The organism is Nocardioides sp. Leaf307 (assembly GCF_001423135.1).
GTDB lineage: Bacteria > Actinomycetota > Actinomycetes > Propionibacteriales > Nocardioidaceae > Nocardioides > Nocardioides kribbensis.
In genome coordinates this window covers 189,122-214,651 of the sequence record NZ_LMNY01000001.1, presented here as the reverse complement: position 1 = coordinate 214,651, position 25,530 = coordinate 189,122, and the positions used below count along the sequence as shown (strand labels likewise).

The following is a 25,530-nucleotide window of genomic DNA, read 5'->3' as shown; positions in this document are numbered from 1 at the left end:
GGGGGCGTGCCCGGGCGGTTTGGCCCGGTCGCACGCAGGGTAGTCGGTCGGCGGTGCGGCGCCTATCATCGCTGGACCCCAGCCCGACCACCCCACCCGGTCGCGCGGCGCGACCCCGGTCGGAGCCCCGTCACCCGGCCAGACCGACCCCGAGGGGACCTCGTTGACCACGACGCTGCGCGGGCACCGGCTCGAGGAGCCGGAGATGCCCTCCGGTCAGATCGTCCTGCAGGCCCCGCCCGAGATCGAGGACAGCGAGGGCGCCGGCGGCGTCCTGATGAACGCGATCCCGATGCTCGGCAGCCTCGGCTCGATCGTGCTGGTGGCCAGCATGGGCGGGCAGACCGGCGGGCGCTCCTACATCGCGGCCGGCATGTTCCTCTTCGCCACCCTCGGCTTCATCGTCGTGCAGATCGACCGGCAGCGGAAGCAGCGCGCCCAGAGCGTGACGGGCTCGCGCACCGAGTACCTGCGCTACCTCGCCGGCGTGCGCAAGATCGCCCGCGACGCCGCCGACCAGCAGCGCCGCGCGCTGACCTGGCACCACCCCGAGCCCTCCTCGCTGCCCGCGATCGCCGAGGAGCGCTCGCGGGTCTGGGAGCACGGCACCGCCGACCCCCAGTTCCTCCACGTCCGGTACGGAGTGTGCGCCCAGCCGCTCGGGCTCGAGCTGGTGCCGCCCGAGTCGGCGCCGATCGACCAGGTCGACCCGGCCGCCGCCTCCGCGCTGCACCGTCTGCTCGTCGTGCACCGGCTGCAGCCCGACCTCCCGGCGTCGGTCGACCTGCGCGCCTTCGACCGCCTCGAGCTGTGCGGGCCCGACGACCCCACCCGCGCGCTGGCCCGGGCGCTGATCTGCTCGGCCACGGCGTTCCAGTCGCCGGACCACCTCGTGGTGGCGGTCCTGGCCTCCGAGCGCACCCTGGCCCACTGGGACTGGGTCAAGTGGCTGCCCCACAGCCTGAGCCCGCGGGCCACCGACGCCGTCGGGCCGATGCGCATGGTCAGCACCTCCCTCGACGACCTCGCGGCCCTGCTGCCCGAGGACCTCTCCGACCGGCCCCGCTTCGGGGCCGACGAGCGGCCGGCCACGCCCCACCTGCTGCTGGTGCTCGACGGCGCCACGCTGCCTCCGGGCAACCACGTCATCCCACCCGACGGCCTGCACGGCGTGACGGTGCTCGACCTGCCCTCGCGGTGGGACGAGATGGACGACGCCAGCAGCCTGCGACTGCTCTTCGGCGGCGAGGTCGGCGCCGACGGCCGCGTGCCGGTGGAGGCGCTGCGCCTGCGCGAGGAGCCCATCCGGGCGCGCGCCGACCAGTGCGACCTGGCCACCGCGGAGGCCTTCGCGCGGCGCCTGACCCCGCTGCACACGGTGGCCGCGACCGGCGGCGACGCCGCGCCCTCCGGCGGCGAGATCACCGGGCCGACCGACTTCATGGAGCTGCTCTCGCTCGGCGACGTGCACACCTTCGACCCCGCGGTGGCCTGGCGCGCCCGGCCCGCGCGCGACCGGCTGCGGGTGCCGATCGGCAACGGCGAGGGCGGAGGGCTGGTGCACCTCGACATCAAGGAGTCGGCGCAGCAGGGCATGGGACCCCACGGCCTGTGCATCGGGGCCACGGGATCGGGCAAGTCGGAGTTCCTCCGCACGCTGGTGCTCGGTCTCGTGATGACCCACTCCCCCGAGCAGCTCAACCTCGTGCTGGTCGACTTCAAGGGCGGCGCGACCTTCGCCGGCATGTCGGAGATGCCCCACGTCTCCGCGGTCATCACCAACCTCTCCGAGGAGCTCACCCTCGTCGACCGCATGCAGGACGCCCTGTCGGGGGAGATGGTGCGCCGCCAGGAGCTGCTGCGCGCCGCCGGCAACTACGCCTCGATCCGCGACTACGAGAAGGCCCGCGCCGCCGGCGAGGACCTCGAGCCGATGCCCTCGCTCTTCATCGTGGTCGACGAATTCTCCGAGATGCTCTCGGCCAAGCCGGAGTTCATCGACCTCTTCGTGGCCATCGGCCGCCTCGGCCGCTCGCTGGGGCTGCACCTGCTGCTGGCCTCCCAGCGCCTGGAGGAGGGCCGGCTGCGCGGCCTGGAGTCGCACCTGTCCTACCGCGTGGGCCTGCGCACCTTCAGCGCCCAGGAGTCCCGTGCGGTGCTCGGCGTGCCCGACGCCTACGAGCTGCCGGCCGTGCCCGGCCTGGGCTACCTCAAGCCCGACCCGACCAGCATGGTGCGCTTCAAGGCCGCCTACGTCTCGGGCCCGCCGTCGGGTCGCACCCGGGTGATCCGCGACGAGGGCGGCCACGTGCAGGGGATCCTGCCCTTCACCGTCTCCGAGGTGCAGATGCTCGAGGTGCCGAGCGCACCCGAGCCGGAGGAGGCACCGCGGCCCGCGGCCAAGCAGGAGGGCCAGCAGAAGTCCCTGCTCGACATCGCGGTCGACCGCATGGTCGGGCACGGCCCCGAGGCCCACCAGGTCTGGCTGCCGCCGCTCGACGTGCCCGACACCCTCGACCAGCTCTTCGGCGACCTGGAGGCCGATCCCGAGCTCGGCCTGGTCTCGCGCCGCTGGCGCGAGCTGCCCGGCCTCACGATCCCCCTCGGCACCGTCGACCGCCCGCGCGAGCAGCGCCGCGACACCCTCACCGTCAACCTCACCGGCGCCGCCGGCCACGTCGTGGTCGTCGGCGGGCCGCGCTCGGGCAAGAGCACCCTGCTGCGCAGCGTCGTGACCAGCATGGCGTTGACCACCACGCCGACCGAGTCGCAATTCTTCGTGCTCGACTTCGGCGGCGGCACGTTCACCCCGCTGGCCCGCCTGCCCCACGTCTCGGGGGTCGCGACGCGCTCCGAGCCCGACGTGATCCGGCGCATCATCGCCGAGGTCGTCGGGATCGTGGACCGGCGCGAGGCCTACTTCCGCGCGCACGGCATCGACTCCATCGAGACCTACCGCAGCCGCCGCGCCCAGGGCCGTGCCGACGACGGCTACGGCGACGTGTTCCTCGTCGTCGACGGCTGGAGCACGCTGCGCGCCGACTTCGACGACATCGAGATCGAGCTCCAGCAGCTCGCCGGGCGCGGCCTGACCTTCGGCCTGCACATGCTGCTGGGCGCCGCGCGCTGGTCGGACATGCGCGCCGCGATGCGCGACGTGCTCGGCACGCGCCTGGAGCTCAAGCTGGGTGACCACATCGACTCCGAGATCGACCGCAAGGTGGCCGCCCTCGTGCCGGCCGGTCGGCCCGGCCGTGGCCTGGTCAGCAGCAAGCTGCACTTCCTCGGCGCGCTGCCCCGCATCGACGGCGACGCCTCCGCCGACAACCTCGGCGACGGGGTCGACGACCTCATCACCCGGGTGGCCGACGCCTGGACCGGCCCTGCGGGTCCCAAGCTGCGGCTGCTGCCGGAGCGGATCGACCTCGAGCAGGTGCGCCGCCTCGCCGGTCTCGCCGAGGTCGACCCCGCGGCCGAGAAGCCCGGCGGGCCGATCCTGCTCGGCATCAACGAGAAGGAGCTGGCCCCGGTGGGGCTCGACGTCGACGCCGAGCCCCACCTGCTGGTCTTCGGCGACGGCCAGTCGGGCAAGAGCGCCCTGCTGCGCACCTACGCCCAAGAGATCGTGCGCACCCGCACGCCCCGGCAGGCCCAGATCTTCCTCGTCGACTACCGCCGCTCGCTGCTCGGGGAGGTGCCCGAGGACTACCTGCTCAACTACATGACCTCGGCCACCCAGGCCACGCCGGTGCTCAAGGACCTCGCGACCTACCTCGAGAACCGCATCCCCGGACCCGACGTCACCCCCGACCAGCTGCGCAACCGCAGCTGGTGGGCCGGCGCGGAGGTGTTCCTGCTCGTCGACGACTACGACCTGGTCGCCACCCAGCAGAGCTCCCCGCTCCAGGCGCTGCAGCCGATGCTCGCCCAGGCCCGCGACGTGGGTCTGCACGTCGTGGTGACCCGCCGCTCCGGCGGCGCCTCGCGCTCGCTCTACGAGCCGGTCATCCAGTCGCTGCGCGACCTGGCCATGCCGGGCATGCTGCTCTCGGGCAGCCCCGACGAGGGGCCGCTCATCCGCAACCTGCGGCCGCTGCCCGCCCCCGCCGGCCGGGCCCGCCTGGTCACCCGCGACCGCGGCGTCGAGGTCATCCAGAACGCCTGGAGCGAGCCCACCCTGTAGGGCCCCGCGCCCGTCCCGCGCCCGTCCCGTGACCGTCGGCAGCACACGACGGCCGCGGGCGGGGCGGAACGGCGCGGTCGACCGCGAGTCGTACGTCACGGCACGTGAGACCTGCTCGTAACCCGCGCTCAACAGTGCGGCCATCGACGCACCCCACGCTGGAGCCTCCGACCGGGACACGGGTCCCGGTCACGCCGACAGGCACCAGTCAGGGAGGCCGATGATGGAGAACCCCACCGTGTCCGACCGGGACCTCGAGCGTGCGCGCCAGCAGCGCGACCTCAAGACCCGCCACTCGCAGGCCCTCGCCCGCCTCATGGGCGAGCGCGCCGACCTGCGGGGCGTCAACGCCCTCGCCGACCTGGTCGACGACTCGCTGCGCTGGTCGGCCTGACCCGTCCGGGGTGCGCCGGGGCCGCCTCGCCGCGGCCACGGCGCACGTCGGGCTGGTTATAGTCGCGGCGTGATCTTCAAGCGCGTGGGCGAGGGCCGTCCCTATCCCGCCCACGGCCTGTCCTCGCACGGCTGGGCCGACGTGCCGCCGCGCCAGGTGCGCCTCGACCAGCTGGTGACCACCAAGGACACCCTCCAGCTCGCAGCGCTCCTCGACGAGGACTCCACCTTCTACGGCGACCTGTTCGCCCACGTCGTGGAGTGGCGCGGGGAGTACTACCTCGAGGATGGTCTGCACCGCGCGCTGCGCGCGGCGCTCCAGCAGCGCACCGTGCTGCACGCGCGCGTGCACGCCGTGGCCGGGACCGGCGCGGGGACCGCGTCGTGAACAGCGCCCAGGCCCGCTCGGCGATCACGCTGACCGTGCTCGCCGTCCTGCTCGTGGCCGGGGCGGCGTGGGGCCTCTCGGCCGTCACCGCCCCCTTCTCCGACTCCGACGAGGCCTCCTCGAGCGCCTGCGTCGAGACCGACGTGGCCCGGGGCTCGACGCTGAGCAGCGCCCAGGTCCTCGTCAGCGTGCTCAACGCCGGCGACCGCTCGGGACTGGCGGGGCGGACGCTGCAGGGACTGGTCGACGCCGGCTTCGCCCGGGGCAGCGGTCAGGACGCGCCGGGCGACGCCGACGTGGCCCGCGCCCAGATCTGGACCGACGACCCCACCAACCCCGCGGTGCGGCTGGTGCGGACCCACCTCGGCGCCGACACCGAGGTCGTGCGCCGCGACGCCCCGGTCGACGGCGTCGTCGTGGTCGTCGGCGACGACTTCGACGAGCTCCTGCCGGGCAAGCAGCAGGTCAAGGTCCGCGGCGACGCCACCGTCTGCGTGCCGCCCGACGCCTGACCGGCGGCTCAGCCCCGCGGACCCTGCTCCGGGCTGCTCCACCGCGCCAGGCGGCCCGAGGCACTGACCAGGCGCAGCCGCTCCTCGGTGAGCTCGCGCTGCTTGCGCGGGGTCACGACGAGCAGGTCGTCGCCGCGTCGCAGCACCGTGCGCGGGTCGGGCACGAGCGTCCGGCCGTCGCGGATGACCATCGACACCGACACCCCCACGGGCAGCCGCAGCTCGCCCACCTCCACGCCGTGCAGGCGCGAGACCGGGCTGATGGTGATCTGGAGCAGGTCGGCGGCCACCCGCTCGAGGGGCGCGGCCTCGAGCTCGAGGTCGCGCGGCTCGGAGCGGCGGGCGACCCGCAGCACGCGCGCCACCCAGGGCAGGGTCGGCCCGGTGAGGAGGGTGTAGAGCACCACCATCACGAACACGATGTCGAAGAGCCGCTCGGCCCCCTCGACCCCCTCCGACAGCGGGATGGTCATCAGCACGATCGGCACGGCACCGCGCAGTCCGGCCCAGGACAGGAAGGCCAGCTGCCGCGGCGGCATCGGCTGGGCCAGGGCGCTCACCGCCACCGACAGCGGTCGGGCCACGAAGGTCAGCAGCAACCCGGCCACCACCGCCAGACCCACGGTCGCGGCGTCGATGCGGCCCGGCGAGAGCAGCAGACCGAGCATGACGAAGAGTCCGATCTGGGCCAGCCAGGCGACGCCCTCGGCGAAGGACCGGGTGGCCGCGCGGTGGGGCAGCTCGGAGTTGCCGAGCACGAGCGCGGCGACGTAGACGGCCGCGAAGCCGCTGCCGTGCAGCGCCGTGGCGCCGCCGTAGGCCAGGAAGGTCAGGCAGAGCACGGCCAGGGGGTAGAGACCGGAGGAGGGCAGGGCGGCGCGGCGCATCGTCCAGGCGCCGCCGAAGCCCGCAGCGAGCCCCAGGGCCACACCGACCGCGAGCTCGAAGACGATGATCGCGAGCACCGCCAGCGGCGGGTGCTCGCCGACCGCCCCGGTCGAGATGAGGGTGACCAGCACCACCGTGGGGGCGTCGTTGAGGCCCGACTCGGCCTCCAGGGTGCCGGTGAGCCGGCGGGGCAGCGGCACGACCCGCAGCACCGAGAACACCGCGGCGGCGTCGGTGGGCGAGCACACCGCACCCAGCAGCACGGCCAGCTCCCACGGCAGGCCCAGCACGTAGTGCGCCCCGACGGCGACCACCGCGACCGAGACCGCGACGCCGACCGTGGCCAGCGACAGGCCCAGGCGCATCACCGGTCGCGCCTCGCGCCAGCTGGTGGTGAGCCCGCCCTCGGCCAGGATGACGGCCAGGGCCGCGAACCCGAGGGCGTGGGCCAGCTCGGCGTCCTCGAAGCCGATGCCGAGGCCGGCCTCGCCGAGCGCGACGCCCATCAGCAGGTAGAACAGCAGGCTGGGCAGCCCGGCGCGCGAGGAGATCCGCACGGCCAGGATCGCCAGGAGCGTGACGGCCGAGCCGACCAGCACGAACTGGTCGAGCTGGTGGACGTCGAAGGTCATGTCACCTCTGCGCGTGGGGTGGCGGGCACGCAGTCTATCGGCGCGGGAGACCGCCGCGGAGCGCCGCGACCGCTCCCGGACGCCCTCCAGGGTCCCCACTGGGGTCCCCTTCTAGGGTCGCAGGGTGACCGACCGGATGCAGGTGGCCAGCCGCGCCGCCGTACCCCCCTTCCACGTGATGGACATGCTGGCCGCGGCGGCGGAGCGCCGGCGCACCCACGGCGACCTCGTCGACCTGCTGGCCGGCCAGCCCAGCACCGGCGCCCCCGGCCCGGTCGCCGCCGAGGCCGTGCGGCTGCTCGGGTCGGGCGACCCGCTGGGCTACACCCCGGCCACCGGGGTGCTGGAGCTGCGCGAGGCCATCGCGGGCCACCACCGGCGCACCCACGGCATCGACGTCGAGGCCGACGACGTCGTCGTCACCACCGGGAGCAGCGGCGGCTTCCTGCTCGCCTTCCTCGCCGCCTTCGAGCACGGCGACCGCGTGGCGATCGCGCGCCCGGGCTACCCCTGCTACCGCAACGTGCTCACGGCGCTCGGCTGCGAGGTCGTCGAGGTGGCGACCGGCCCGGAGACCCGCTTCCAGCCCACGGTCGAGCAGCTCGACGCGCTGCACGCCGAGGTGGGGCTCTCGGGCCTGGTGGTGGCCAGCCCCGCCAACCCCACCGGCACCATGCTGCTGCCCGAGGAGCTCGCCGCCCTCGCCCGCTGGGCCGAGGAGCACGGGGTGCGGCTGATCTCCGACGAGATCTACCACGGCATCGAGTACGCCCCGCTCGAGCAGGGCCCGCAGGCCCGGCTGGCCCGCTCGGCGTGGGAGACCAGCCGCCAGGCCGTGGTCTTCTCCAGCTTCAGCAAGTACTTCTCCATGACCGGGTGGCGCATCGGCTGGATGCTCGTGCCGCGCGACCTGCGGCGCGCCGTCGACGTGCTCACCGGCAACTTCACCATCTGCCCGCCCGTGCTCGCCCAGCGTGCGTGCCTCGCGGCCTTCACCGAGGAGACCTACGCCGAGCTCGACGCCCACGTGGAGCGCTACGCCCACAACCGGCGGCTGCTGCTCGACGGGCTGCCGCGGCTGGGACTGAGCCGCCTCGCGCCCGCCGACGGGGCGTTCTACGTCTACGCCGACGTCTCCCACCTCACCGACGACTCCATGACCTTCGCCCGCGACCTGCTCGCCCGCACCGGCGTGGGCGTGGCCCCGGGCGTCGACTTCGACGTGGTCGAGGGCCACCGCTCGGTGCGGCTGAGCTTCGCTGGCCCCACCGCCGTGGTCGAGGAGGGCCTCGACCGGCTCTCCACAGCCCTGCGCCCGTGACGTTTCCGCGCCGTCGAGGTCGGGCACGGTCCTGCCACGGCACCAGGCCCACCGCCCACCCCCCCTCGGAGGTCCACGATGTACGGCGACCCCTCGGCCCTCCTCGGTCTCGCCCGCCGCATGCGCGACGTGGCGGGCGACGTCCGCGCCGAGGCCGACCGGCTGGTGGGTCGGGCGGAGGCCACCGCCTGGACCGGCGTCGCCGCCGACGCCGTGCGCGAACGGGCCCGGCAGCGGGCGGGCGACCTGCGGCGCACGGCCGCCCTCCACGACGCCGCCGCCGAGGCCCTCGAGCGCCACGCCCGCGAGGTCGACCGGCTGCGCGAGTTCATCGCCGCGGCCGAGCGCCGCCTCGCCGGGCTCCTCGACGCGGTGCGCGAGCGCGCCGACGACTGGCTGGACCCGCTCGGCGGGCGGCTCGACGACTGGACCGGAGGACTGGCCGACCGGCTCGAGCGGATCACCCCACCGCCCCCGGGCCACCGCGACTGGCTCGACCTGGAGCTGCCGGGCCTGCTGCCCGGCCTCGGGAGCGCGGCCTGATGACGACCCGGATCGACCTCGGCCGTCTCGACGGCGCCGGGGCCGAGCACGGGGCCGGACCCGCAGCCGCAGCCGGAGCCGGAGCCGGCCAGGAGAGCGAGGATCCGCGCCGGGTGCGGGTCTCGCGGCGCGCGGCCGAGGCCCTGGGCCGGCGCCTGGAGTCACCGATGCCGTGGCAGGTCGCCCGCCGCACCGGCCCCGACCGGACCCTCGACGGCTCGATGCGTCCGGCGCCCGTGCCGCCCCACGACCCCGACGACACGACCGACCCGTGGGAGGAGCTCGGCGGGCTCGGCCTGGTCGACGCCTCGGGCCGGCTCTTCCCGGAGCTGCCCGGCGCCCTCGACGTGCTGGCCCGCCCCGAGACCGCGGTCGACCTCGACCTCGTCGTGCGCCGCCCGACGACGGGCGCCGCCCCGGGTGACGGCGCCGGGCCGGGTGGGTCGACCGACGTCCAGCTGCGCGCCTGGCACCGCCGGCGCGCGGGGCGGGTCACCGCGGTCGCGACCGCGGGCGCGCAGGTGGAGATCGGCTGGTTCGACGACCGCTCGTGGGCCGCGGAGCTGGCCCGCGTCGCCGCGGTCACCAGCGCCCTGGCGCCCACGCCGCCGGCGCGCGACCTCACCCTGCCCCACGAGCTCATGCTCGGCGTGGGCGTGGCGCGCCGCACCGACGCCCCCCGGCTCACCGAGGAGCTGCTGCGCCGTCACCTGCCGCACATGCGCGTGCCGGAGGGCGCCGACGCCCGTGAGCAGGTGCAGCTGCTGCACTCCGGGGTGGTCGGACGCCTGCGCGCCGTGGTCTCCGGCCAGGGCGACGACGGCCGTCGCAAGGTCGGCTGGGTGAGCTGGCTGCTCTTCAGCGACGGCTGGCGCACCCTGCGTCCCCACGTGGACTCGGGGGTGTCCCAGGTCGGGGTGCACCACGTCGAGCCCTCCGCCCTGGGCCGCGAGGTGGCCCGGCTCGTCGCCGGGGTCGCGTCGTGAGCGCCCCCGGCGACCCCACGGTCACCGACGCACCGGGCCACGCCCTCCCGCCCCTGACGTCGCTCACCGGCGGCGCGACCGGCCTCGCGGCGAGCTGGCCGCAGCTGGTCGCGCTGGCCTCGGCGTACGACGCCTCCGGGGACCGGCTGCGCGACTGGGCGGGCGAGGGGTCGCGGGTGCTGCTCGACGCCGACCTGCTGGCCTCGGCGCCGCTGGCGCCGCGCACGTTCGCAGCGGCCGAGGCCGCCGTGGTGGCCGCCTGCGCCGGACCGGACGGGGCGCTGGCCGCCTCCGCGGCCTGGGAGACCGACGCCGTGATGGTGCGGGTGACGCTGCACTGGCTGCGCGAGAGCGACGAGCTGGTGCGGGCCACCTTCGAGGCCGTGGACCTGCTCGCCGGCCGGGCGGGGGGCTTCACGCTGACCGCCTCGGCCCCGCTGTGGCTGCCCGGCGCCGTGGTCGTGGGCGGGGCGGCGGCCCTGCTCTGGCCGACGCTGCTCCGCCCGGCGCTGCCGCCGTCGGTGCGGCGCGACCTCGACCGGGGCCTGACGGGGGTCGGCCGGCTCACCGAGCAGTGGCTGCTCGAGCACCCCGGGCTGGTGCAGCACCTCGCCAACGGCGGCGGCGGGCTGCTCGACGGCCTCTGGGACGGGCTCACGCCGGTGACACCGGGCGGGCCCTTCGGGCTGCCGTCGTCGACCCCCGACATTGAGTCGGCCGCAGGCCTGCTCGCCGCGCTCTACGACGACCGCACCGGTGTCGCGGTGCCGCGCGGCGACCTCGCGGTGGGCCTCGGCGCCGTCGCCCCGGCCACCCTCGCCGGGCTGCTGACCCACCTCCAGCAGGTCGCCGCGCTGTCGGGGCCCGACGGGCGCGGGGCCCCGGGAGCCGTGGAGGTGCAGACGCTCCACGGGCCCGACGGCCAGGTGCGCCACGTCGTCTACCTGCCCGGCACCGACGACCTCGGCACGCTGCCGTGGACCCAGGACTCCGACGTGCGCGACATGGCGACCAACTACCTCCTGCTCGCCGGCGAGAGCAACGCCTACCAGGACGGTGTGGTCGCCGCGCTCGAGCAGGCCGGGGTGCAGCCCGACGAGCCGGTCCTGCTCGTGGGTCACTCCCAGGGCGGCATGACCGCCGCGGCCCTGCTCGCGCAGGGCAGCCCCTACGACGTCACCCACGTCGTGACCGCCGGCTCCCCCACCGCCCACCTCGACGGCTTCCCGGCCGGTGCCCACGTGGTGTCGCTGGAGAACCACGGCGACGTCGTGCCCCTGCTCGACGGCGAGGACAACCCCGACACCGCCGAGCAGCTCACGGTCGGCTTCGACGCCGGCGGCGCGGGCGTGGTGGGCCACCACGGACTACCTGCCTACGTCGCCGGCGCCGCAGCGCTCGACGCCTCGACCCACCCCGGCGTCGTGGAGCAGGTCCAGAGCCTCACCGCCGCCGGCTTCCTCGACCCCGGCGGCCACTCCACCGCCTCCAGCCAGGTGCTCCAGGTGGTCGCCGAGCGCTGAGACCACGGGCCGACCACGGGCCGACCACGGGCCCCGACGCGGGCCGGGGCCCTGGTTTCGCCGCCCCGGGCCCGGGGAAAGCGAGCGCACGAGGAGAGGCGAGGGAGGCACGATGTACGGCGACACCGACGTCATGCGCAGGCGGGTGCTGCAGCTGCGCGAGCAGGGCGGCGACATCCGTGCCCTGGCCGACCGGCTGGTCGCCCGCACCGAGGCCGTCGGCTGGAGCGGACGGGCCGCCGAGGCGATGCGCGAGCGGGTCAGGGAGCGCGCCGGGCACCTGCGCGACGCCGCCGCCGACCACGACGCCGCCGCCGACTCCCTGGAGCGGCACGCCCAGGAGGTCGGCCTCCTGCAGGAGACCATCGGCGAGCGCGAGCGACGCGCGGCGACGCTGGTCGCCGACGCCCGCGCCCGCGTCGCCGCGGTGCAGGCCCACGCCGACGCCGACGCCGCCCTCGGGGTGCGACGTCTCGCCGACCCGGCCGACGAGCAGGTCGCCGGCTTCGACGCGCCACCCGCGGGGCACCGCGACTGGCTGAGCGTCGAGCTCCCGGGCCTGTGACCCTCCCCCCACCCGGGCCCCCGGGCCGCGTGAGCCCGTGACCCCGTCCGGCCCACCCCCCGACACCGTCTCGAGAGGACGCCGATGCCCACCATCGACCTGAGCAACCCGCCGCCCCCGGCGGCCAACCTGCTCGACGCGCTGCCGCGACGGGTGGCCCTCACCCTGGCCGAGCTGCACCTGGTGGCCGAGGCCGCCGGAGGCGCTCCGCTGCCGTTCGCCCCCACGCCCGCGCCCGCCGCGGGCCCGGGCGGCCTGGACGGTCGCCTCGGCTCGAGCCGCGGCACGACGGAGGACGCGGCGTACGCCTCGGCGCTGTCGTCCCTGCACGACCCCGAGGCCTCGTTGGGCCGCCGTGGCCTGCTGGCGGGCGGCGAGGTCGACTCCGGCCTTCTCGGAGCCGTCGGCCTGCTCGCCACGCCGGCCGTCGCCCTCGACGTCGACCTCGCGGTCGGCCCCCTGCGCTGCAAGGCCTGGCACCGCCAGGCCGGGGACGCCGTCGCCACCCTGGCGACGGCCGACGGCATCGTCTTCGAGCTGGCGTGGTTCCCGGTCTCCCAGTGGGCCATGGAGCTGGCCCGGGTGGCCGTGGCGCCCGAGGACCTCGCGCTGAGTACCTCGCAGGTGCCGGCGGTGCTCGACGCCCCCTTCGCGCTGGTCGACGCCGCGGGCGAGGCGGTGCGCTCGGGGCGCAGCGACCTGCTGCCGGTGCTGGTCGCGCAGCACACCGGCCGCACCCGCTCGATGAGCGGGACCGGCGCCGACGAGCGCTGGGCCGGTCGGCAGGCGACGCTCGACGACGCCGCCACCGTGGGCGCGCTCGGCGCCCTGACCACCGAGGCACGGGGCCGCCTGCGGGCGCTGGTCGCCGACGTCTCCAGCGCGAGCACGAGCGTGGTCGGAGTCGTCTCCTGGGTGCTGCTCGCCGACGGCTGGCGCGCGCTGCGTCCGCGCCACGTCGACGACGAGCACCGGGTGGGCGTGCACCGCGTCGAGCCGCCCGACCTCGCCGCCGAGCTGGCGCCCGTGCTCGCCGAGGTGACCCGGTGACCGGGGACGTGCCCGACCAGGGCACGCCCGCCAGCGGACCCGGCAGCGGACCCGGTAGCGATCTCCTCGGGGAGCTCCTCGGCCGGCGGCCCGACGGGTCCGCGGGAGACGCGGGAGACGCGGGAGCGGCGACACCCGCGCCGCGCTCGGCGGTGGAGGACGCCGACCTCGCCGACAAGTACGACCAGATGATGCGGCTCGCCGACGAGTTCGACGCGGCCGGCCAGCACGTGCGCGAGCGGGCCCGCCTCGGCGTGGAGATCCTGCGCGACCCCGACGTCGCCGACTCCGCCGACCTCTCCCGGTCGACCTGGGCGCGGGCCGAGGACGACATCCGCGCCGCCACCGCCGGCAAGCACGGCCTGCTGACCCGCTCCATCGAGCTCGACGCCGACGCGCTCGTGCTCCGGGCGACGGTGCTGACCTACCGGTGGATCGACGAGCTGCAGTCGGCGGCCTACGAGACCCTCGGCTCCATCGCCGGTCGTGCCATCGGCTACCTCGCCCCCGGCGTGGCCCTGGGTGGCGCGATCGTGTCGGCCGGGCTGATCGAGACCGACGCCCTCGACCGTGACGGCGTGGCGGCCTATCTCAACGAGCTGGCCGAGAACAACCCCGAGCTGATGGACCACGTGAGCAGCGGCGGCGGTGGCCTGCTCGACGGGCTGCAGATGCGCTCGATGCTCACGGTCGGCGTGCTCGCGGGCGACACGCAGCGGGTCGCGGCCGCCGGCGGTCTGCGCGCCGCCGGGGTCGCCGACTTCCCCACCGACCTCGGCTCCGCCCTGCGCGACGTCGCCGGCGGCCTCGTGGACGATGGGGCCCCCGTCTTCGCGGACGCGCCGGAGGCCGGCGGCGCGGACGGGCCCGGCGTCCCCGGCGCGGACGACCCGGTGCAGCGCGCACCCCGCAGCATCGAGGAGCTGCTGACCGCGCTGGCCGCGAGCCGGCGCAGCGTCACCGTGCAGCGGGTCGGCCCGCAGCGCTACATCGCCTACCTGCCCGGCCCCGAGGCCGGGGAGGGCCGGCTGCGGCTGGTCGGGGGCGACCACACCGCCTACGACGCCGAGGTCGTGGCCGCGGTGGAGCGCGCCGTGGCCGGCGACGAGGGCGCGCGCGTGATGCTCGTCGGGTCGGCGCAGGGCGGTGTGACCGCCGCCGAGATCGCCGCCACCGTCGCCTCGCCGCACTTCGTGGTCGACCAGGTCGTGACCGCCGGCGCGCCGGGCGCGCAGGTGACGCGCGTGCCGGAGACCACACGGGTGCTGTCGCTGGAGGACCGCTCCGACCCGGTCGCGCTGCTCGGGTCGCTGGTCAACGCCGGTCTGCCGCACCGCGTCACGGTGGTCTTCGAGGGGGCCTCGGCCCGCGCCGACGGCACCAGCGTCTACCTCGCCGGTGCCCGGGCCGCCGACAGCGCGACCCACCCGGAGCTGCGCGCAGAGATCCAGCGCATCCAGGGGCTGGGCTACCTGGCCGGCTGACCCGGGCCGCCTCACAGCACCTGGTGGACGAACTCCCCGAGCTGGGTCAGGTTGCGGCACTCCACCATCGGCACGACCTCGCCGTAGCGCGACGCGGCGGAGTCACCGGTGTCCCAGTGGCGCCGGTGCTCGGGGTTGAGCCACCAGGAGTGACGGATGCCGGCGGTCAGCTCGCGCAGCACGTCGAGGCGGAGGTCGGCGTAGTTGGAGCGGGCGTCGCCCAGCACCAGCAGCGACGAGCGCGGACCCAGCGCGTCGGGGTGCTCCTCGGCGAAGCGGGTGAGGGCGCGGCCGTAGTTGGTGCGCCCGAAGCGGGCGGCGTGGGCCGCGCTGGCCGCCAGGTCGCCCATCACGTCGACGAGGTCGGCGCCGGGGCGGAAGTACGGCGTCACCTCGTGCACGTCGTCGACGAAGGTGAAGGCGCGCACGGCCTGGAACTGGTCGCGCAGCGCGAAGACCAGCAGCAGGGTGAACTGCGCGAAGTGGGCCACCGACCCGCTGACGTCGCACAGCACGACCAGCTCGGTGCGGTGGGGCCGGCGCGGCTTGTGGTGGGTGGTCAGGGGCACGCCACCGGTCGACATCGACGCCCTCACCGTGCGCCGGAAGTCCAGTGGGCCGCGACGTCGCGAGTGGTGCTCCTGGGTCAGCCGGCTGGCCAGGCGACGTGCGAGCGGGTGGATCTCGCGCCGCATCTCCTCCAGGTCGGCGCGACGCATGGAGAGGAAGTCGAGCCGGTCGATGGTGGGCCGCATCGCCACCGAGGCGACGTGGTCGGGCCCCTTCTCCTCGCCGATGCGGCGGCGCGCGTCGGCCTCGACGGTGCGGGTGAAGGCGCCGATCCGCTGGGCGGCCGCGCGGTCGGCCTCCTCGTCGCCGCGACCGCCCGCGACCAGCCCGGCCACGATCTTGTCGACCAGCTCGCCGGGCGCCACGCGCTGCAGCGCGGTGTAGGCCGACCACGAGGACAGTCCCGGGCCGCGGCCCGGCATCGCTCCGAAGCGGCCCACCATCTCCGCGGCCATGCGCGCGAGGGCGTCGTCGTCGCCGGCCAGCAGGGCGTCGAGCAGGCGCTCGCGGAAGTCGGTGAGCGCCGCGGCGTTGTCGCGCACGCCCTCCCCCGCGGCGTCGGGGCCGTCGGGAGCGTCGGGCCCGTCGGGCTCGCCGTCGGGCGAGGTGTCGGCGGTCGAGCCGCCGGGGGTGCCGTCGAGCCCGAGGCCGCCGTCGCCGACCAGGCGCGGGAAGTAGAGGTCGAAGAGGGCGTCGAAGGTGGGTCGCTGGGCGCGACGCTTGACCAGCGTCGCGGCGTACCCCTCCCGGACGAGGGCCCGGTCGTCCCAGCTCAGCGCGGTGAGCGCGGCGATGGCGTCGAGGTCCTCGGCGAGCGAGACCGGGAGGCCGGCGGCGCGCAGCGCCTCGAGGAAGGCGATGTGCCGCTCGAGGAGGCCGCTCGTGCCGGCCGCGGTCATGCCCGCAGCCGCAGCTCGCGCACCGCGCGGTCGTGGTCGGAGGCGTGCTTGAGCACGACCCCGAGGGTGTCGGTGACGGCCTTGTCGTCGAGGTCGCGGATCTCGAGGGCGATGAGGGTGCGCGCCCAGTCGACCGACTCCGCGATCGACGGCGCCTTCTTCAGCTCCAGCTCGCGCATCCGGCCCACCATGGCCACCAGCTGCTCGGCGACGCGGTCGTCGAGCCCCGGCACCTGCGAGGAGACGATCTCCCGCTCCCGCTCGGCGTCGGGGTAGTCGAGGTGGAGGTAGAGGCAGCGGCGCTTGACCGCCTCGGAGAGCTCGCGGCTGGCGTTGGAGGTGAGCACGACGAAGGGCCGGCGCACCGCGGTCACCGTGCCGAGCTCGGGGATCGTGACCTGGAAGTCCGAGAGCACCTCGAGCAGCAGACCCTCGACCTCCACGTCGGTCTTGTCGACCTCGTCGATGAGCAGCACCGTGGGCTCCTCGCGCCGGATGGCGGTGAGCAGCGGGCGGGTCAGCAGGAACTCGTCGGTGAAGATGTCGTCGTGGGTGGCGCTCCACTCCTGCGCACCCTCCTGGGCCCCCTGCGAGGCCTGGATGCGCAGCAGCTGCTTCTTGTAGTTCCACTCGTAGAGCGCGCGGGCCTCGTCGAGGCCCTCGTAGCACTGCAGCCGCACCAGCTCGGCGTCGCAGGCCCGCGCGACGGCCTTGGCCAGCTCGGTCTTGCCCACCCCCGCCGGGCCCTCGACGAGCAGCGGCTTCTCCAGCGCCCCTGCGAGGTAGGAGGTCGTCGCGGTGGGGGTGTCGGCGAGGTAGCCCGCCGCGGCGAGCCGCTCGACGGCCTGCGCCGGGGAGGAGAACCAGGAGGAGGTCATGGCCCCATCCTGTCCCACCGGCGGTGCTTCCGGGCGCGGGACCGGTCTGGACCGGCCGGTGCCTCGCCGGCCGGGAGGGTCACCTCGGTGCGCGCGGGTCGTTGAGAGGGGACCACGAGCCCCGGCGGGGTCCGTGGGCGTGGTTCCGGGACCCGCAGCTCCCCCTCCCCCCGTCACCCACCTCCGCGGTCGCCGCCGCCGGTGGCCCTCCCCCCAGGAGCCCGCCATGCACCCCTCCGCCGACGTCGCCCCGCCGTCGACCCCGCCGTCGAACCCGCCGCCGCTGGTGGCCCGGCTGCTGGTCGGGGTCCGGCTCGCGGTGGTGGTGCTCCTGGCCGCGCTCGTGGTGGCGCTCGTGCTCGGCCCGCGTACGACGGAGCCGTCCGGGTCGGCCCCGGGGCTGAGCGCCGAGCCCGTCGCCGACGTGCCCGACCGGGTCGACGCGCTGATGGCCCGCCACCGCTGCTCCACCCAGGGCCTCGGACCCGACGTCATCCCCGCGCAGGCGCTGCTGCGCGGGCGCGACGGGATGGTCCGGGTGACCGGCTTCGACCGGAGCTGGGCCGCGTGGACGGGTGAGGCCCCCGGTGAGCTGGTCGCCGTGTGCCTCGGGCCCGCCCCGCGCTGAGGCCAGCCCGCGCCGGGCCCCGCGGGGACCGCTCGTCGTGCCGGACCGGCCGCCCGGCGCATGCCGCGGGGATCCACGGCCGGGGCCGTCACCCCCGGACCCGAGGCTCGTTGGAACGTCATGCGACGCCGTCCTCCCGCCGCCGCCGTGACCGCGGTGCGAGCCGTGAAGGCCACGGTCTTCACGCTGCTGATGATCCTGCTGGTCGGCCTGCCGCTCGGCGGCGGCCAGGGCGTCGGGTCGGCCGGCACCGGCGGCACCGGCGACGGTCCGGGCGCGCCGCGCCAGGCCGCCGTCACCGTCCTCGGCCCCGGCGACTGACCCCGGGACCCGCTGCCGGGACCCGCTGCCGGGACCCGCCGTTGGGACCCGCTGCCGGGACCCGCTGCCAGGACCCGCTGCCAGGACCCGCTGCCAGGACCCGCCGCCAGGACCCGCCGCCCGGCGCGCTGCCAGGACCCACCGTCGAGGGGTCAGAAGGCGCCGTGCCGCCCGGCCCCGGACGCGAAGCGGGCGGCGCCCTCCAGCGCTCCCGCCGCGAGCGAGGCCCGGCCGTGGTCGAGCTCGACGGCCAGGGCCTCGGCCTCGGGCAGTCCGTCCTGCTCCAGCAGCGAGAGCCGGTCGTGGCGCAGGCACTCCTGGGGGAGACCCGCGAGCTCGCGGGCGAGGGTCTCGGCCGCGGCGCGCGCCCCGCCCGGGGAGACCACGCGGTTGACCAGGCCGATCCGCTCAGCCTCGACGGCGCCCACCGGACGGCCGGTGAGCACGAGGTCGAGGGCCCGGGAGGCGCCGATCAGGCGGGGCAGCCGCACGGTGCCGCCGTCGATCAGCGGCACGCCCCAGCGCCGGCAGAAGACGCCGAGCACGGCGTCCTCGGCGGCGACCCTCAGGTCGCACCACGCGGCCAGCTCGAGCCCGCCCGCGACGGCGTACCCCTCGATCGCGGCGACCACCGGCTTGCCCAGCCGCATCCGGGTGGGACCCATCGGGGCGTCCTGGTCGACGTCGTCGACCCGGTTGCCGTGCTCGCCGCCGACCGCCTTGAGGTCGGCTCCGGCGCAGAACGTGCCTCCCTCGCCCCACAGCACCGCCACTGACTGGGTCTGGTCGGCGTCGAAGGCCCGGAAGGCCGCGGCCAGCGCGGCGGCCGTGGGACCGTCGACGGCGTTGCGGGCGTGCGGGCGGTGGAGCACCACGGTGGTGACCGGCCCCTCGGTCTCGACGCGTACGGCGGGAGCGCTCATGCCCGCAGCGTAGGACCCCCGCACCGCCCGCCCCCGGACGTCATGCGCACCGTGGATGCGCATCCACCTCTCGTATGACGTCACCGCCGCGCCGCCGCAACCGCCGCACCGCCCGCCCCCGGACGTCATGCACACCGTGGATGCGCATCCACCCCTCGTATGACGTCACCGCCGCGTCCGCCACGCCGCCGCGCCCGCCGCGGGACGTCATGCGCACCGTGGATGCGCATCCACCCCTCGTATGACGTCCCCGCCACCCCGCCGCGCCCGCCACAGGACGTCATGCACACCGTGGATGCGCATCCACCCCTCGTATGACGCCCGCGACGGACCGGCCCGCTCAGTCCTCGCCCAGCGGACCGGCGCCGGCGGCGTGGCGGCGGGCGAGGTCCTGGTAGTAGCGGGCGTTGGACTCGATCCACGGCTCGGAGCTGCTGCCGGCGACGGGCTTGACCGCGCGGGCGGGGACGCCGGTGGCCACGACGCCGCCCTCGATGACCGCGCCGGGGGTGACCACCGAGCCGGCGCCGACCAGGGTGCGCGCGCCGATGCGGGCGCCGTCGAGCAGGGTGCTGCCGTTGCCGATGAGCGCCTGCTCGCCGACCTCCGCGCAGTGGACCACGCAGGAGTGGCCGATCGAGGCGTTCGGGCCGACCGTGAGCGTCTCGCCGGGTGCGGCGTGGAGCACCGAGCCGTCCTGCACGTTGGTGCCCTCCCGCACCACGATCGTGCAGATGTCGGCGCGCAGGACCGCGCCGTACCAGATGCTCGCGCCGGCCTCCACGGTCACGTCGCCGATGAGGGTGGCGGTGGGGGCGATGAAGGCGTCGGGGTGCACGGTGGGGCGCTTGCCCTCGAACTCGTAGAGCGGCATGGAGCCATTCCACACTCTCCCGGGCCCGCCGCGCGCGGCGGGCGCGCCGCCCGACCCACGGCTCAGCCGGCGAGCAGGTGCACGACCACGCCCGCGACCGCGCAGACCCCGAGGGTCCGCAGCACGGGCCAGCCCCGGCCGAGCACCAGCAGCAGCCCGAGGGCGGTGACGGCGAGGGCGGCGGGATCGAGCGAGGCCGGCACGGGCAGCTCGAGGGCGAGCGGCCCGCGGTCCACGCGCACCGTGTCGGTGAAGAGGGTGTGCACCGCGAAGTAGACCGCCAGGCTCGCGATCACCCCGACCACCGCGGCGGTGATCCCGGTGAGGGCGGTGCGCAGGGCGCGGTTGCCGCGCAGCCGCTCGACGTACGGCGCGCCGAGCAGGATGAAGACGAAGCAGGGCACGAAGGTCACCCACGTGGTCAGCAGCGCCGCCAGCACCGCCGCGAGCCAGGGGTCGAGCGTGCCGGGATCGCGGTAGGCGCCCACGAACGCGACGAACTGCACCACCATCACCAGCGGCCCCGGCGTGGTCTCGGCCAGCGCCAGACCGCGCACCATCTCGCCGGGGGCCAGCCAGCCGTAGACGTTGACCGCCTGCTGGGCCACGAAGGCCAGCACGGCGTAGGCCCCGCCGAAGGTGATGACGGCCGTGCCACCGAAGAAGAGCCCCTGGTCGACGAAGACGCTGTCGCGCCCGGCCAGCACCGCCGCCACGGCGACGGGGGCGGCCCACAGCAGCAGGCCCAGGCCGAGCACGCGCAGCGAGCGGGCGGTGGAGGGGCGCTCGGTGTGGAGCGCCTCGTCGCCGATCAGCGGGGCGGGGCCGTCGTCGGCGAGCGGCGGCGGGGCGGCGCCCAGCCCGGGCAGCCGGGTGCCGAGGGCCCAGCCGAGCACGCCGGCGGCGAGCACGACCACGGGGAAGGGCACCCCGAAGACGCTCAGCGCCACGAACGACGCCAGCGCCAGGCCGACCAGGGCCGGGTGGCGCAGCGCCTTGCGCGAGAGGCGGGTGACGGCCTGCACGACGATGGCGACCACCGCCCCGGCCAGGCCGAGGAAGAGGCCCTCGAGCAGGGTGGTCTCGCCGTAGCCGACGTAGAGCGCCGACAGGGCCAGCAGCGTGACCACGCCGGGGAGCACGAAGAGGATGCCGGCGACCAGGGCCCCACGCACGCCGTTGAGCAGCCAGCCGACGTAGGTGGCGAGCTGCTGGGCCTCGGGGCCGGGCAGCAGGGTGCAGTAGGACAGCGCGAAGAGGAACCGCTGCTGGCCGATCCAGCGGCGCTCCTCCACCAGCGTGCGCTGCATGACCGCGATCTGGCCGGCCGGTCCGCCGAAGGTCTGCAGCGAGATGAGGAACCACGCGCGCGTGGCCTCCCGCAGCGGCACCACGTCGGCGGAAGGTGCGTCGCGCTGGCTCATCGGCGTCCTTGGGGTCGGTGCGGGCGGGCGGGCGGTCGTGCGGCCCGTCGAAGTCTAGTGATCAAGTGGGGTTTGCGGGGCGGGCGGGTGCTCCGACCACCACCCTGCCCGCCGCCGGCGGCATGAGGGTCGTCGGGAAGGACCGGCGGCGGCCCACAACGAAACCGACGCGGGGCGCGTCGACAAGGGGACGGCCGACCGCCGGCCCGTCGCGCCACCCTCCCGCGAAGGACCCCCGATGACCGCCCACCTCCACCCGACCCCTCGCACACCCGCCCCAGCACACGTCCCAGCGCACGTCCCTGCCCGGCGCAGCCCCGGGGTCGTGCGAGCCACCGGGCTCACGGCGCTGGCGGGGCTGGCAGGGCTGGCAGGGCTGGCGGCCCTGGCGCCCGTCACGGCGACGGCGCTGCCACCCGCCGGCGGCGGGGCGCCGACCTCCACGGTGTCGACGGCGACGGACCGCGCCGTGTCCAAGACCGTGCTCGACCCCGGGCAGCTCGAGCGCGGAGCGGGCCCCCGGGTGCCCCGGGTGCTCGGCACCTCCATCGTCGACGGCTCCCTGGAGGTGCCGGTCGACGCCGACGAGATCGACCTGCTCGGCCCCGCCGGCGACGACTACGTCGTGGTGGCCTACGACGCCAGCGGCGGCGTCGTCGAGCGGGTCTCCCCCGACGGGTCCACCCGGGTGCTCCGCGAGAGCAACATCGGCCTCAACGAGCTCTCGAGCGACGGCAGCCAGCTCTTCGACGTCGTCACCCGCGCGCGCGACCGCACCGTGGTGCGGGTGCTCGACACCACCACCGGCGAGGTCACCGCCCGCCGCGGCTTCCCCGGCTTCGTCGACGTGCTCGACGCCGCCGACGGCGTGGCCGTGCTCGGCGGCACGGCGCCGCGCCGCACCGTCTCCTGGGACACCGCCACCGACGAGACCACCCGGATCGTGAGCCGCCAGGGCTACCGCGCCGACCTGGCCGCCGACCGGCTCTCGACCTTCTCCGGCGACCCCTACGACGGCGGCTGCAGCCGGATCACCCCCCTCAGCGACCCGGCCCGCACCCTGTGGCGCTCCTGCGACGACATCGAGGTGGCCGCCTCCCCCGGAGCCGGTCGCCTGCTGACCGTGCCGCTGCTGCTCGACGGCCCGCTGAGCGAGGTCGCCGTGCGCGGGGCCGCGGGCCGGCTGCTCGGGGGCTACGGCACGCGGGGCACGTTCGGTCCGCTCGTCTGGGAGGACGACCGCACCGCGTTGATCACGGTCTACGGGGTCCGCAGGACGGCCGTGGTGCGGTGCACCGTCGCAGGCCCGGCCGAGGACCGCACCTGCGAGCGCGCGACGCGGCTGATCCCGACTCCCGGCCTCTGACCCGACGCGGCGGAAAGCCGGCGCGGTCGGGTCAGGTCGGGCCCCCACGGGCCGATGGACCAGACCGTGACCGGCTCCCCCCGAGGCCCTCGCGCCCACCCCCCGACCCGCCCCGCCCCCCGCGGCGCCGTCCCCGCGGACCCACGCCCTCGACGCCGACGGGCGCTGGTCGCCGTGCTCCTCGGCGTGCTGAGCCTCCTGACGGGTGCGCTGAGCGCAGCCACCGGCACCGCGACGGCGTCGCTGCCTCCCGCGCCGTCCGCGCTGGCGGTGTCACCGACCAGCTACGTCGGAGGCCAGGCCGTCACCTGGACCGGCAGCCTCGGGGTCGCCGGTCCGCGGGCGCTGGTGCTGGAGCACCACATGGGTCGACCGGGCGATGCGTGGGTCACCGAGCCCGGCGTGGTCGGCACGAGCGCTCTCGACGGGAGCTTCTCCTTCGTGCACGAGGCGCCGAGCATGATGAACATCCACTACCGGGTCAGGGGCGGCTCCGCGGTCTCCGCCCCGCTGACGTTCCTCGCCAAGACCCAGGACCTCACCATCCGCGTCGCCGGCACACGCGCCGACGCGGCCAACCCGCCCGGCCGGGTCGAGGCCGGTCGCCCCTTCGCGATCGCCGTCGACACCACCCCCGACGAGCTGCGCGGGCCCACCTCCCGCGGCCTGCCGGTCTTCGAGGGCCGCACCCTCACCCTCCAGCGCCGCGTCGACGCGGACACCTGGGACACCCTGGCCACCACGACGGTGCCCGCCGACGGCGCCACACGCTTCACCGACCTGGAGGCCGACGCCGGCGTCGTCGTCTACCGGGTCCGCGCCGAGGACCACCGCATCGGCGGCCACCGGATCGGCTGGACCCAGTCCTTCCCCCTCTACGTGCTCGTGGGCGAGCAGGCCCAGCAGGCCTGGGACCGCGACCACCCGACGACGATCTCGCCCCGCCCGTCGTACGTCGGAGCCGCTGCGGCTGCGACGACCAGGGCCGCCACCGCCGGCCGGGCCCTCCAGGCCGCGCCGGGGGCGACGGCGGGCCAGCGCCTGCGGTGGTTCCCCGCGCTCTTCGACTTCGCCTGGGAGTTCGGCCAGTCGCTGACCAGCCTGCCGGCGCGCGGCACCCGCCTGGCCGGTGGGTGGGTCGACCACTCCGAGGGCGCGGGTCGGGTGAGCAAGGTCAACGGTGGCCTGGCCATCGACAGCAAGCGCCTCGCCACGGCCGGCCCGGGCGACTTCGGCACCACGCGCGCGACCCTGCGCGGCAACGCCATGACCTACGGCCGCTGGGAGGCGCGCATGCGCATGCGCGACGCCGCCGAGCGCACCGGCCACCCCTACGACGTGCTCGCCGAGCTGGTGCCCGCCGCGGTGGGCGACCAGGACTGCGGCGCGGGCACGATCAGGCTGGCGCGGATCTCGCCCCACTCCCGGGTCGTGCGCTTCGGTGCCCAGTCGGCGCAGCACCGCTGGTCGGGCCGGGTCACCGGCCCCGACACCCCGACGCGCTTCGCCTACGCCGTCGCGGTCGAGGTCGGCCGCGACCACGTGACCTGGTTCGTCAACGGTGTCCCGGTCGGCACGGTGACCGGTGAGGAGGTCGTGCCGGGCGTGCCGCTCACCCTGCGCCTCTCGCTGGTCGGCGACGGCGCGCAGGAGATGGACCACACCGGGCTGATCTCCGACTGGCAGCGCGGCTTCCCGATCACCACCGGTGAGGAGACCCTCAGCCGCGACCGCCTGCCGCGCCGGGCCGTCGCCGCACGCTGCTGACGCCCTGCCCGGCGGGCCTGCCGCCCGCGACCAGCCGCAGACGCCGTCGCAGGGTTTGGGCCGACCCAGGATGGCGGCTACGCCACGCGACCCCAGGGGAAAGGGCGGCTTGTGCCTTCGCTGGATTTTGGGTGGCCCAGTCCGCAGCAAACCCACAGTGGTCATTCTGAATCCTGACTCCGGGTTTGCGGGGCTTGCTGCCCTGAAGCAGGTACTCATTCTTGTGGGTTCCTACTCGGTGGCTGCGGCCTGGTAGTCCTTCACTTGGGTTTCGAAGAGTCCGGCTATCACGTCGGCGTCAGATGACAGAAGACCACCGCCAGCCGTAACGACAATGGTGGGGCCGACAAGGGCGTAGTTCTGCAACAGGACAGTGCCCTCGGCATCAATGCGAACCCCGACCGAATCTTCACCGACCCTGGGTGCTGACATGGCGGCGTACACCAGTCGGGTTCCCTGGAACGTCTCGGATTCGCAGGCGTCGAGCGCTGTAGTGAGGGCCTCGAACGCTGCGCGGGCCCGATCAGGGGTCTCGTACTGACGAAGACCCGTGCGCAGGATCTGCCCGGACACGCCGCCACCCTTGGTGAACTCATGAAAGACGAAGGCGTCCTCCTCCGGGGCCTGGTAGTCGCAGAAGGTCTTGTTCCCCGGCTCACTGGGCGGGTCTTGGCTGTAGCCGACAGGGAGATCCTGAATGGTCAAGAGCGCCGCGGTGAGGGCGCTTTCCGACAGTACGTTGTACGCCGGCTCCGGCGAACCGGTCGCAGAAGGTGAGGCACTGACGGACTCTGACGATGCATCTGACTCAGGGGATATCGGGTCATCAATAGCAGGCGCGCCGCCGCAACCTGCGGCGAGAGCCAGGGCCGCGGCGGAAGTTACGAGAGCTATGCGATTCATGAAAGGCCGTTCTGTCGAGTTCCAGGGTGGGTGCTGAAACGCATCATGTCCGAGAGGGCTGACACTTTCGAGCACCCCGCATCGCTGCCTCGCCGGATCGGTCGACGACATCAGGTCGAACCTGCAGCGTCGCAGAGAGCCAGTTAAAACGTCGCGACGCGGCTTCTGGCACGAGTGACGGCGTAGGGAACACCACCCGCAGGCTCCGCTTGGGAACTTCGTCCTCGCGGCTCACTACGACAGGACAATCAGCCGACAAGCTCTCGGCAACAAGGTGGGACTGTCGAAGGCGCGTACCGCTTGACTCAGCGGGGCGACCGGAGACGACAAAGCCCCACGCAGATCCAGTCCGCACGGGGCTTCGTCGTTCTCGGGTCACGACTTGCGAAACCCATTGGCGGTGGCGGTGGGATTTGAACCCACGGTGGGTTTAACCCCACACATCATTTCGAGTGATGCACCTTCGGCCGCTCGGACACGCCACCGCGGGAGAATGTACCGGAGGGGGT

General features: G+C 75.3%; 22 protein-coding genes and 1 tRNA gene. 15 read left to right on the top strand and 8 right to left on the bottom strand.

Annotated features, from left to right (window positions below):
• The first annotated feature begins 163 nt into the window (after positions 1-163).
• The 4 genes from eccCa to ASF50_RS00890 all read left to right on the top strand — a co-directional run bounded on the left by eccCa (position 164) and on the right by ASF50_RS00890 (position 5,476).
• Positions 164-4,183: a type VII secretion protein EccCa gene (gene eccCa, locus ASF50_RS00900; RefSeq protein ID WP_228941198.1), complete on the top strand. Its 4,020-nt coding sequence runs from the start codon at positions 164-166 to the stop codon at positions 4,181-4,183.
• A gap of 238 nt (positions 4,184-4,421) precedes the next feature.
• Complete coding sequence (locus ASF50_RS19205) at positions 4,422-4,577, top strand: hypothetical protein (RefSeq protein ID WP_162242262.1); 156 nt, start codon at positions 4,422-4,424, stop codon at positions 4,575-4,577.
• 69 nt (positions 4,578-4,646) lie between these two features.
• Entirely contained in the window at positions 4,647-4,964 is a 318-nt protein-coding gene (locus tag ASF50_RS00895; RefSeq protein ID WP_056903198.1) for a type II toxin-antitoxin system VapB family antitoxin, read from the top strand.
• Entirely contained in the window at positions 4,961-5,476 is a 516-nt protein-coding gene (locus tag ASF50_RS00890; RefSeq protein WP_056863147.1) for a LytR C-terminal domain-containing protein, read from the top strand. The genes ASF50_RS00895 and ASF50_RS00890 overlap by 4 nt, the downstream gene beginning before the upstream one ends.
• An 8-nt stretch (positions 5,477-5,484) precedes the next feature.
• On the opposite strand, the gene ASF50_RS00885 is transcribed toward ASF50_RS00890, so the two are convergent.
• Positions 5,485-6,996: a potassium/proton antiporter gene (locus tag ASF50_RS00885; protein WP_056903197.1), complete on the bottom strand. Its 1,512-nt coding sequence runs from the start codon at positions 6,994-6,996 to the stop codon at positions 5,485-5,487.
• 124 nt (positions 6,997-7,120) lie between these two features.
• On the opposite strand from ASF50_RS00885, the gene ASF50_RS00880 reads away from it, so the two are divergent.
• The 7 genes from ASF50_RS00880 to ASF50_RS00850 all read left to right on the top strand — a co-directional run bounded on the left by ASF50_RS00880 (position 7,121) and on the right by ASF50_RS00850 (position 14,468).
• Positions 7,121-8,317 (top strand): pyridoxal phosphate-dependent aminotransferase, encoded by a 1,197-nt coding sequence (locus ASF50_RS00880; RefSeq protein ID WP_235557512.1) that lies wholly within the window; start codon positions 7,121-7,123, stop codon positions 8,315-8,317.
• A 78-nt stretch (positions 8,318-8,395) separates the two neighbouring features.
• A complete protein-coding gene (locus ASF50_RS00875; protein ID WP_056903196.1) occupies positions 8,396-8,860 on the top strand; it encodes a WXG100 family type VII secretion target in 465 nt (154 codons plus the stop codon).
• Positions 8,860-9,846, top strand: coding sequence for a hypothetical protein (locus ASF50_RS00870; protein WP_056903195.1), 987 nt, complete (start codon positions 8,860-8,862; stop codon positions 9,844-9,846). Before ASF50_RS00875 ends, ASF50_RS00870 begins: the two co-directional genes overlap by 1 nt.
• Positions 9,843-11,369, top strand: coding sequence for a hypothetical protein (locus ASF50_RS00865; protein WP_056903194.1), 1,527 nt, complete (start codon positions 9,843-9,845; stop codon positions 11,367-11,369). The genes ASF50_RS00870 and ASF50_RS00865 overlap by 4 nt, the downstream gene beginning before the upstream one ends.
• 112 nt (positions 11,370-11,481) lie before the next feature.
• Positions 11,482-11,934, top strand: a complete 453-nt coding sequence (locus ASF50_RS00860) for a hypothetical protein (RefSeq protein ID WP_200918975.1) — start codon at positions 11,482-11,484, stop codon at positions 11,932-11,934.
• Positions 11,935-12,018: 84 nt separating this feature from the next.
• Complete coding sequence (locus ASF50_RS00855) at positions 12,019-12,984, top strand: hypothetical protein (protein WP_056903193.1); 966 nt, start codon at positions 12,019-12,021, stop codon at positions 12,982-12,984.
• 152 nt (positions 12,985-13,136) lie between these two features.
• On the top strand, positions 13,137-14,468 hold the full coding sequence (locus tag ASF50_RS00850; RefSeq protein WP_056903192.1) for a hypothetical protein: 1,332 nt from the start codon (positions 13,137-13,139) through the stop codon (positions 14,466-14,468).
• A gap of 11 nt (positions 14,469-14,479) precedes the next feature.
• Here ASF50_RS00850 and ASF50_RS00845 read toward each other — a convergent pair whose 3' ends face one another.
• Together ASF50_RS00845 and ASF50_RS00840 are read right to left on the bottom strand one after the other, a co-directional pair.
• Positions 14,480-15,937, bottom strand: a complete 1,458-nt coding sequence (locus ASF50_RS00845; protein ID WP_056863140.1) for a VWA domain-containing protein — start codon at positions 15,935-15,937, stop codon at positions 14,480-14,482.
• Positions 15,934-16,815: an AAA family ATPase gene (locus tag ASF50_RS00840; protein WP_056903191.1), complete on the bottom strand. Its 882-nt coding sequence runs from the start codon at positions 16,813-16,815 to the stop codon at positions 15,934-15,936. Before ASF50_RS00840 ends, ASF50_RS00845 begins: the two co-directional genes overlap by 4 nt.
• A 226-nt stretch (positions 16,816-17,041) precedes the next feature.
• On the opposite strand from ASF50_RS00840, the gene ASF50_RS00835 reads away from it, so the two are divergent.
• Together ASF50_RS00835 and ASF50_RS18700 are read left to right on the top strand one after the other, a co-directional pair.
• Positions 17,042-17,443, top strand: coding sequence for a hypothetical protein (locus tag ASF50_RS00835; protein ID WP_056903190.1), 402 nt, complete (start codon positions 17,042-17,044; stop codon positions 17,441-17,443).
• Positions 17,444-17,563: 120 nt separating this feature from the next.
• A complete protein-coding gene (locus ASF50_RS18700) occupies positions 17,564-17,764 on the top strand; it encodes a hypothetical protein (RefSeq protein ID WP_156697772.1) in 201 nt (66 codons plus the stop codon).
• Positions 17,765-17,916: 152 nt separating this feature from the next.
• Here ASF50_RS18700 and ASF50_RS00830 read toward each other — a convergent pair whose 3' ends face one another.
• The 3 genes from ASF50_RS00830 to chrA all read right to left on the bottom strand — a co-directional run bounded on the left by ASF50_RS00830 (position 17,917) and on the right by chrA (position 20,985).
• Positions 17,917-18,687, bottom strand: a complete 771-nt coding sequence (locus ASF50_RS00830) for a crotonase/enoyl-CoA hydratase family protein (RefSeq protein WP_056863137.1) — start codon at positions 18,685-18,687, stop codon at positions 17,917-17,919.
• A gap of 340 nt (positions 18,688-19,027) precedes the next feature.
• Positions 19,028-19,561, bottom strand: a complete 534-nt coding sequence (locus ASF50_RS00825; RefSeq protein ID WP_056903189.1) for a gamma carbonic anhydrase family protein — start codon at positions 19,559-19,561, stop codon at positions 19,028-19,030.
• A 62-nt stretch (positions 19,562-19,623) separates the two neighbouring features.
• On the bottom strand, positions 19,624-20,985 hold the full coding sequence (chrA, locus tag ASF50_RS00820) for a chromate efflux transporter (RefSeq protein WP_056903188.1): 1,362 nt from the start codon (positions 20,983-20,985) through the stop codon (positions 19,624-19,626).
• 469 nt (positions 20,986-21,454) lie between these two features.
• Between chrA and ASF50_RS00815 the strand changes: the two genes are divergently transcribed.
• The gene (locus ASF50_RS00815; RefSeq protein ID WP_235557511.1) at positions 21,455-22,351 is read left to right on the top strand and encodes a hypothetical protein; all 897 of its coding nucleotides are present in this window, start codon (positions 21,455-21,457) and stop codon (positions 22,349-22,351) included.
• Between the two features lie 186 nt (positions 22,352-22,537).
• The gene (locus tag ASF50_RS00810) at positions 22,538-24,118 is read left to right on the top strand and encodes a hypothetical protein (protein WP_156718020.1); all 1,581 of its coding nucleotides are present in this window, start codon (positions 22,538-22,540) and stop codon (positions 24,116-24,118) included.
• A gap of 231 nt (positions 24,119-24,349) precedes the next feature.
• On the opposite strand, the gene ASF50_RS00805 is transcribed toward ASF50_RS00810, so the two are convergent.
• Both ASF50_RS00805 and ASF50_RS00800 read right to left on the bottom strand, forming a co-directional pair.
• Complete coding sequence (locus tag ASF50_RS00805; protein ID WP_200920014.1) at positions 24,350-25,132, bottom strand: hypothetical protein; 783 nt, start codon at positions 25,130-25,132, stop codon at positions 24,350-24,352.
• Positions 25,133-25,416: 284 nt separating this feature from the next.
• Positions 25,417-25,506, bottom strand: a tRNA-Ser gene (locus tag ASF50_RS00800).
• Between the last annotated feature and the right edge of the window lie 24 nt (positions 25,507-25,530).

Excerpts from the sequence above, each read along its gene's own strand:
- ASF50_RS00805 (WP_200920014.1), bottom strand. The coding sequence starts at position 25,132 with ATGTCGTCGACCGATCCGGCGAGGCAGCGATGCGGGGTGCTCGAAAGT.
- ASF50_RS00875 (WP_056903196.1), top strand. The coding sequence starts at position 8,396 with ATGTACGGCGACCCCTCGGCCCTCCTCGGTCTCGCCCGCCGCATGCGC.
- ASF50_RS00845 (WP_056863140.1), bottom strand. The coding sequence starts at position 15,937 with ATGACCGCGGCCGGCACGAGCGGCCTCCTCGAGCGGCACATCGCCTTC.
- ASF50_RS00885 (WP_056903197.1), bottom strand. The coding sequence starts at position 6,996 with ATGACCTTCGACGTCCACCAGCTCGACCAGTTCGTGCTGGTCGGCTCG.
- ASF50_RS18700 (WP_156697772.1), top strand. The coding sequence starts at position 17,564 with ATGCGACGCCGTCCTCCCGCCGCCGCCGTGACCGCGGTGCGAGCCGTG.
- ASF50_RS00860 (WP_200918975.1), top strand. The coding sequence starts at position 11,482 with ATGTACGGCGACACCGACGTCATGCGCAGGCGGGTGCTGCAGCTGCGC.
- chrA (WP_056903188.1), bottom strand. The coding sequence starts at position 20,985 with ATGAGCCAGCGCGACGCACCTTCCGCCGACGTGGTGCCGCTGCGGGAG.
- ASF50_RS00870 (WP_056903195.1), top strand. The coding sequence starts at position 8,860 with ATGACGACCCGGATCGACCTCGGCCGTCTCGACGGCGCCGGGGCCGAG.
- ASF50_RS00825 (WP_056903189.1), bottom strand. The coding sequence starts at position 19,561 with ATGCCGCTCTACGAGTTCGAGGGCAAGCGCCCCACCGTGCACCCCGAC.
- ASF50_RS00840 (WP_056903191.1), bottom strand. The coding sequence starts at position 16,815 with ATGACCTCCTCCTGGTTCTCCTCCCCGGCGCAGGCCGTCGAGCGGCTC.
- ASF50_RS00830 (WP_056863137.1), bottom strand. The coding sequence starts at position 18,687 with ATGAGCGCTCCCGCCGTACGCGTCGAGACCGAGGGGCCGGTCACCACC.
- ASF50_RS00835 (WP_056903190.1), top strand. The coding sequence starts at position 17,042 with ATGCACCCCTCCGCCGACGTCGCCCCGCCGTCGACCCCGCCGTCGAAC.
- ASF50_RS00855 (WP_056903193.1), top strand. The coding sequence starts at position 12,019 with ATGCCCACCATCGACCTGAGCAACCCGCCGCCCCCGGCGGCCAACCTG.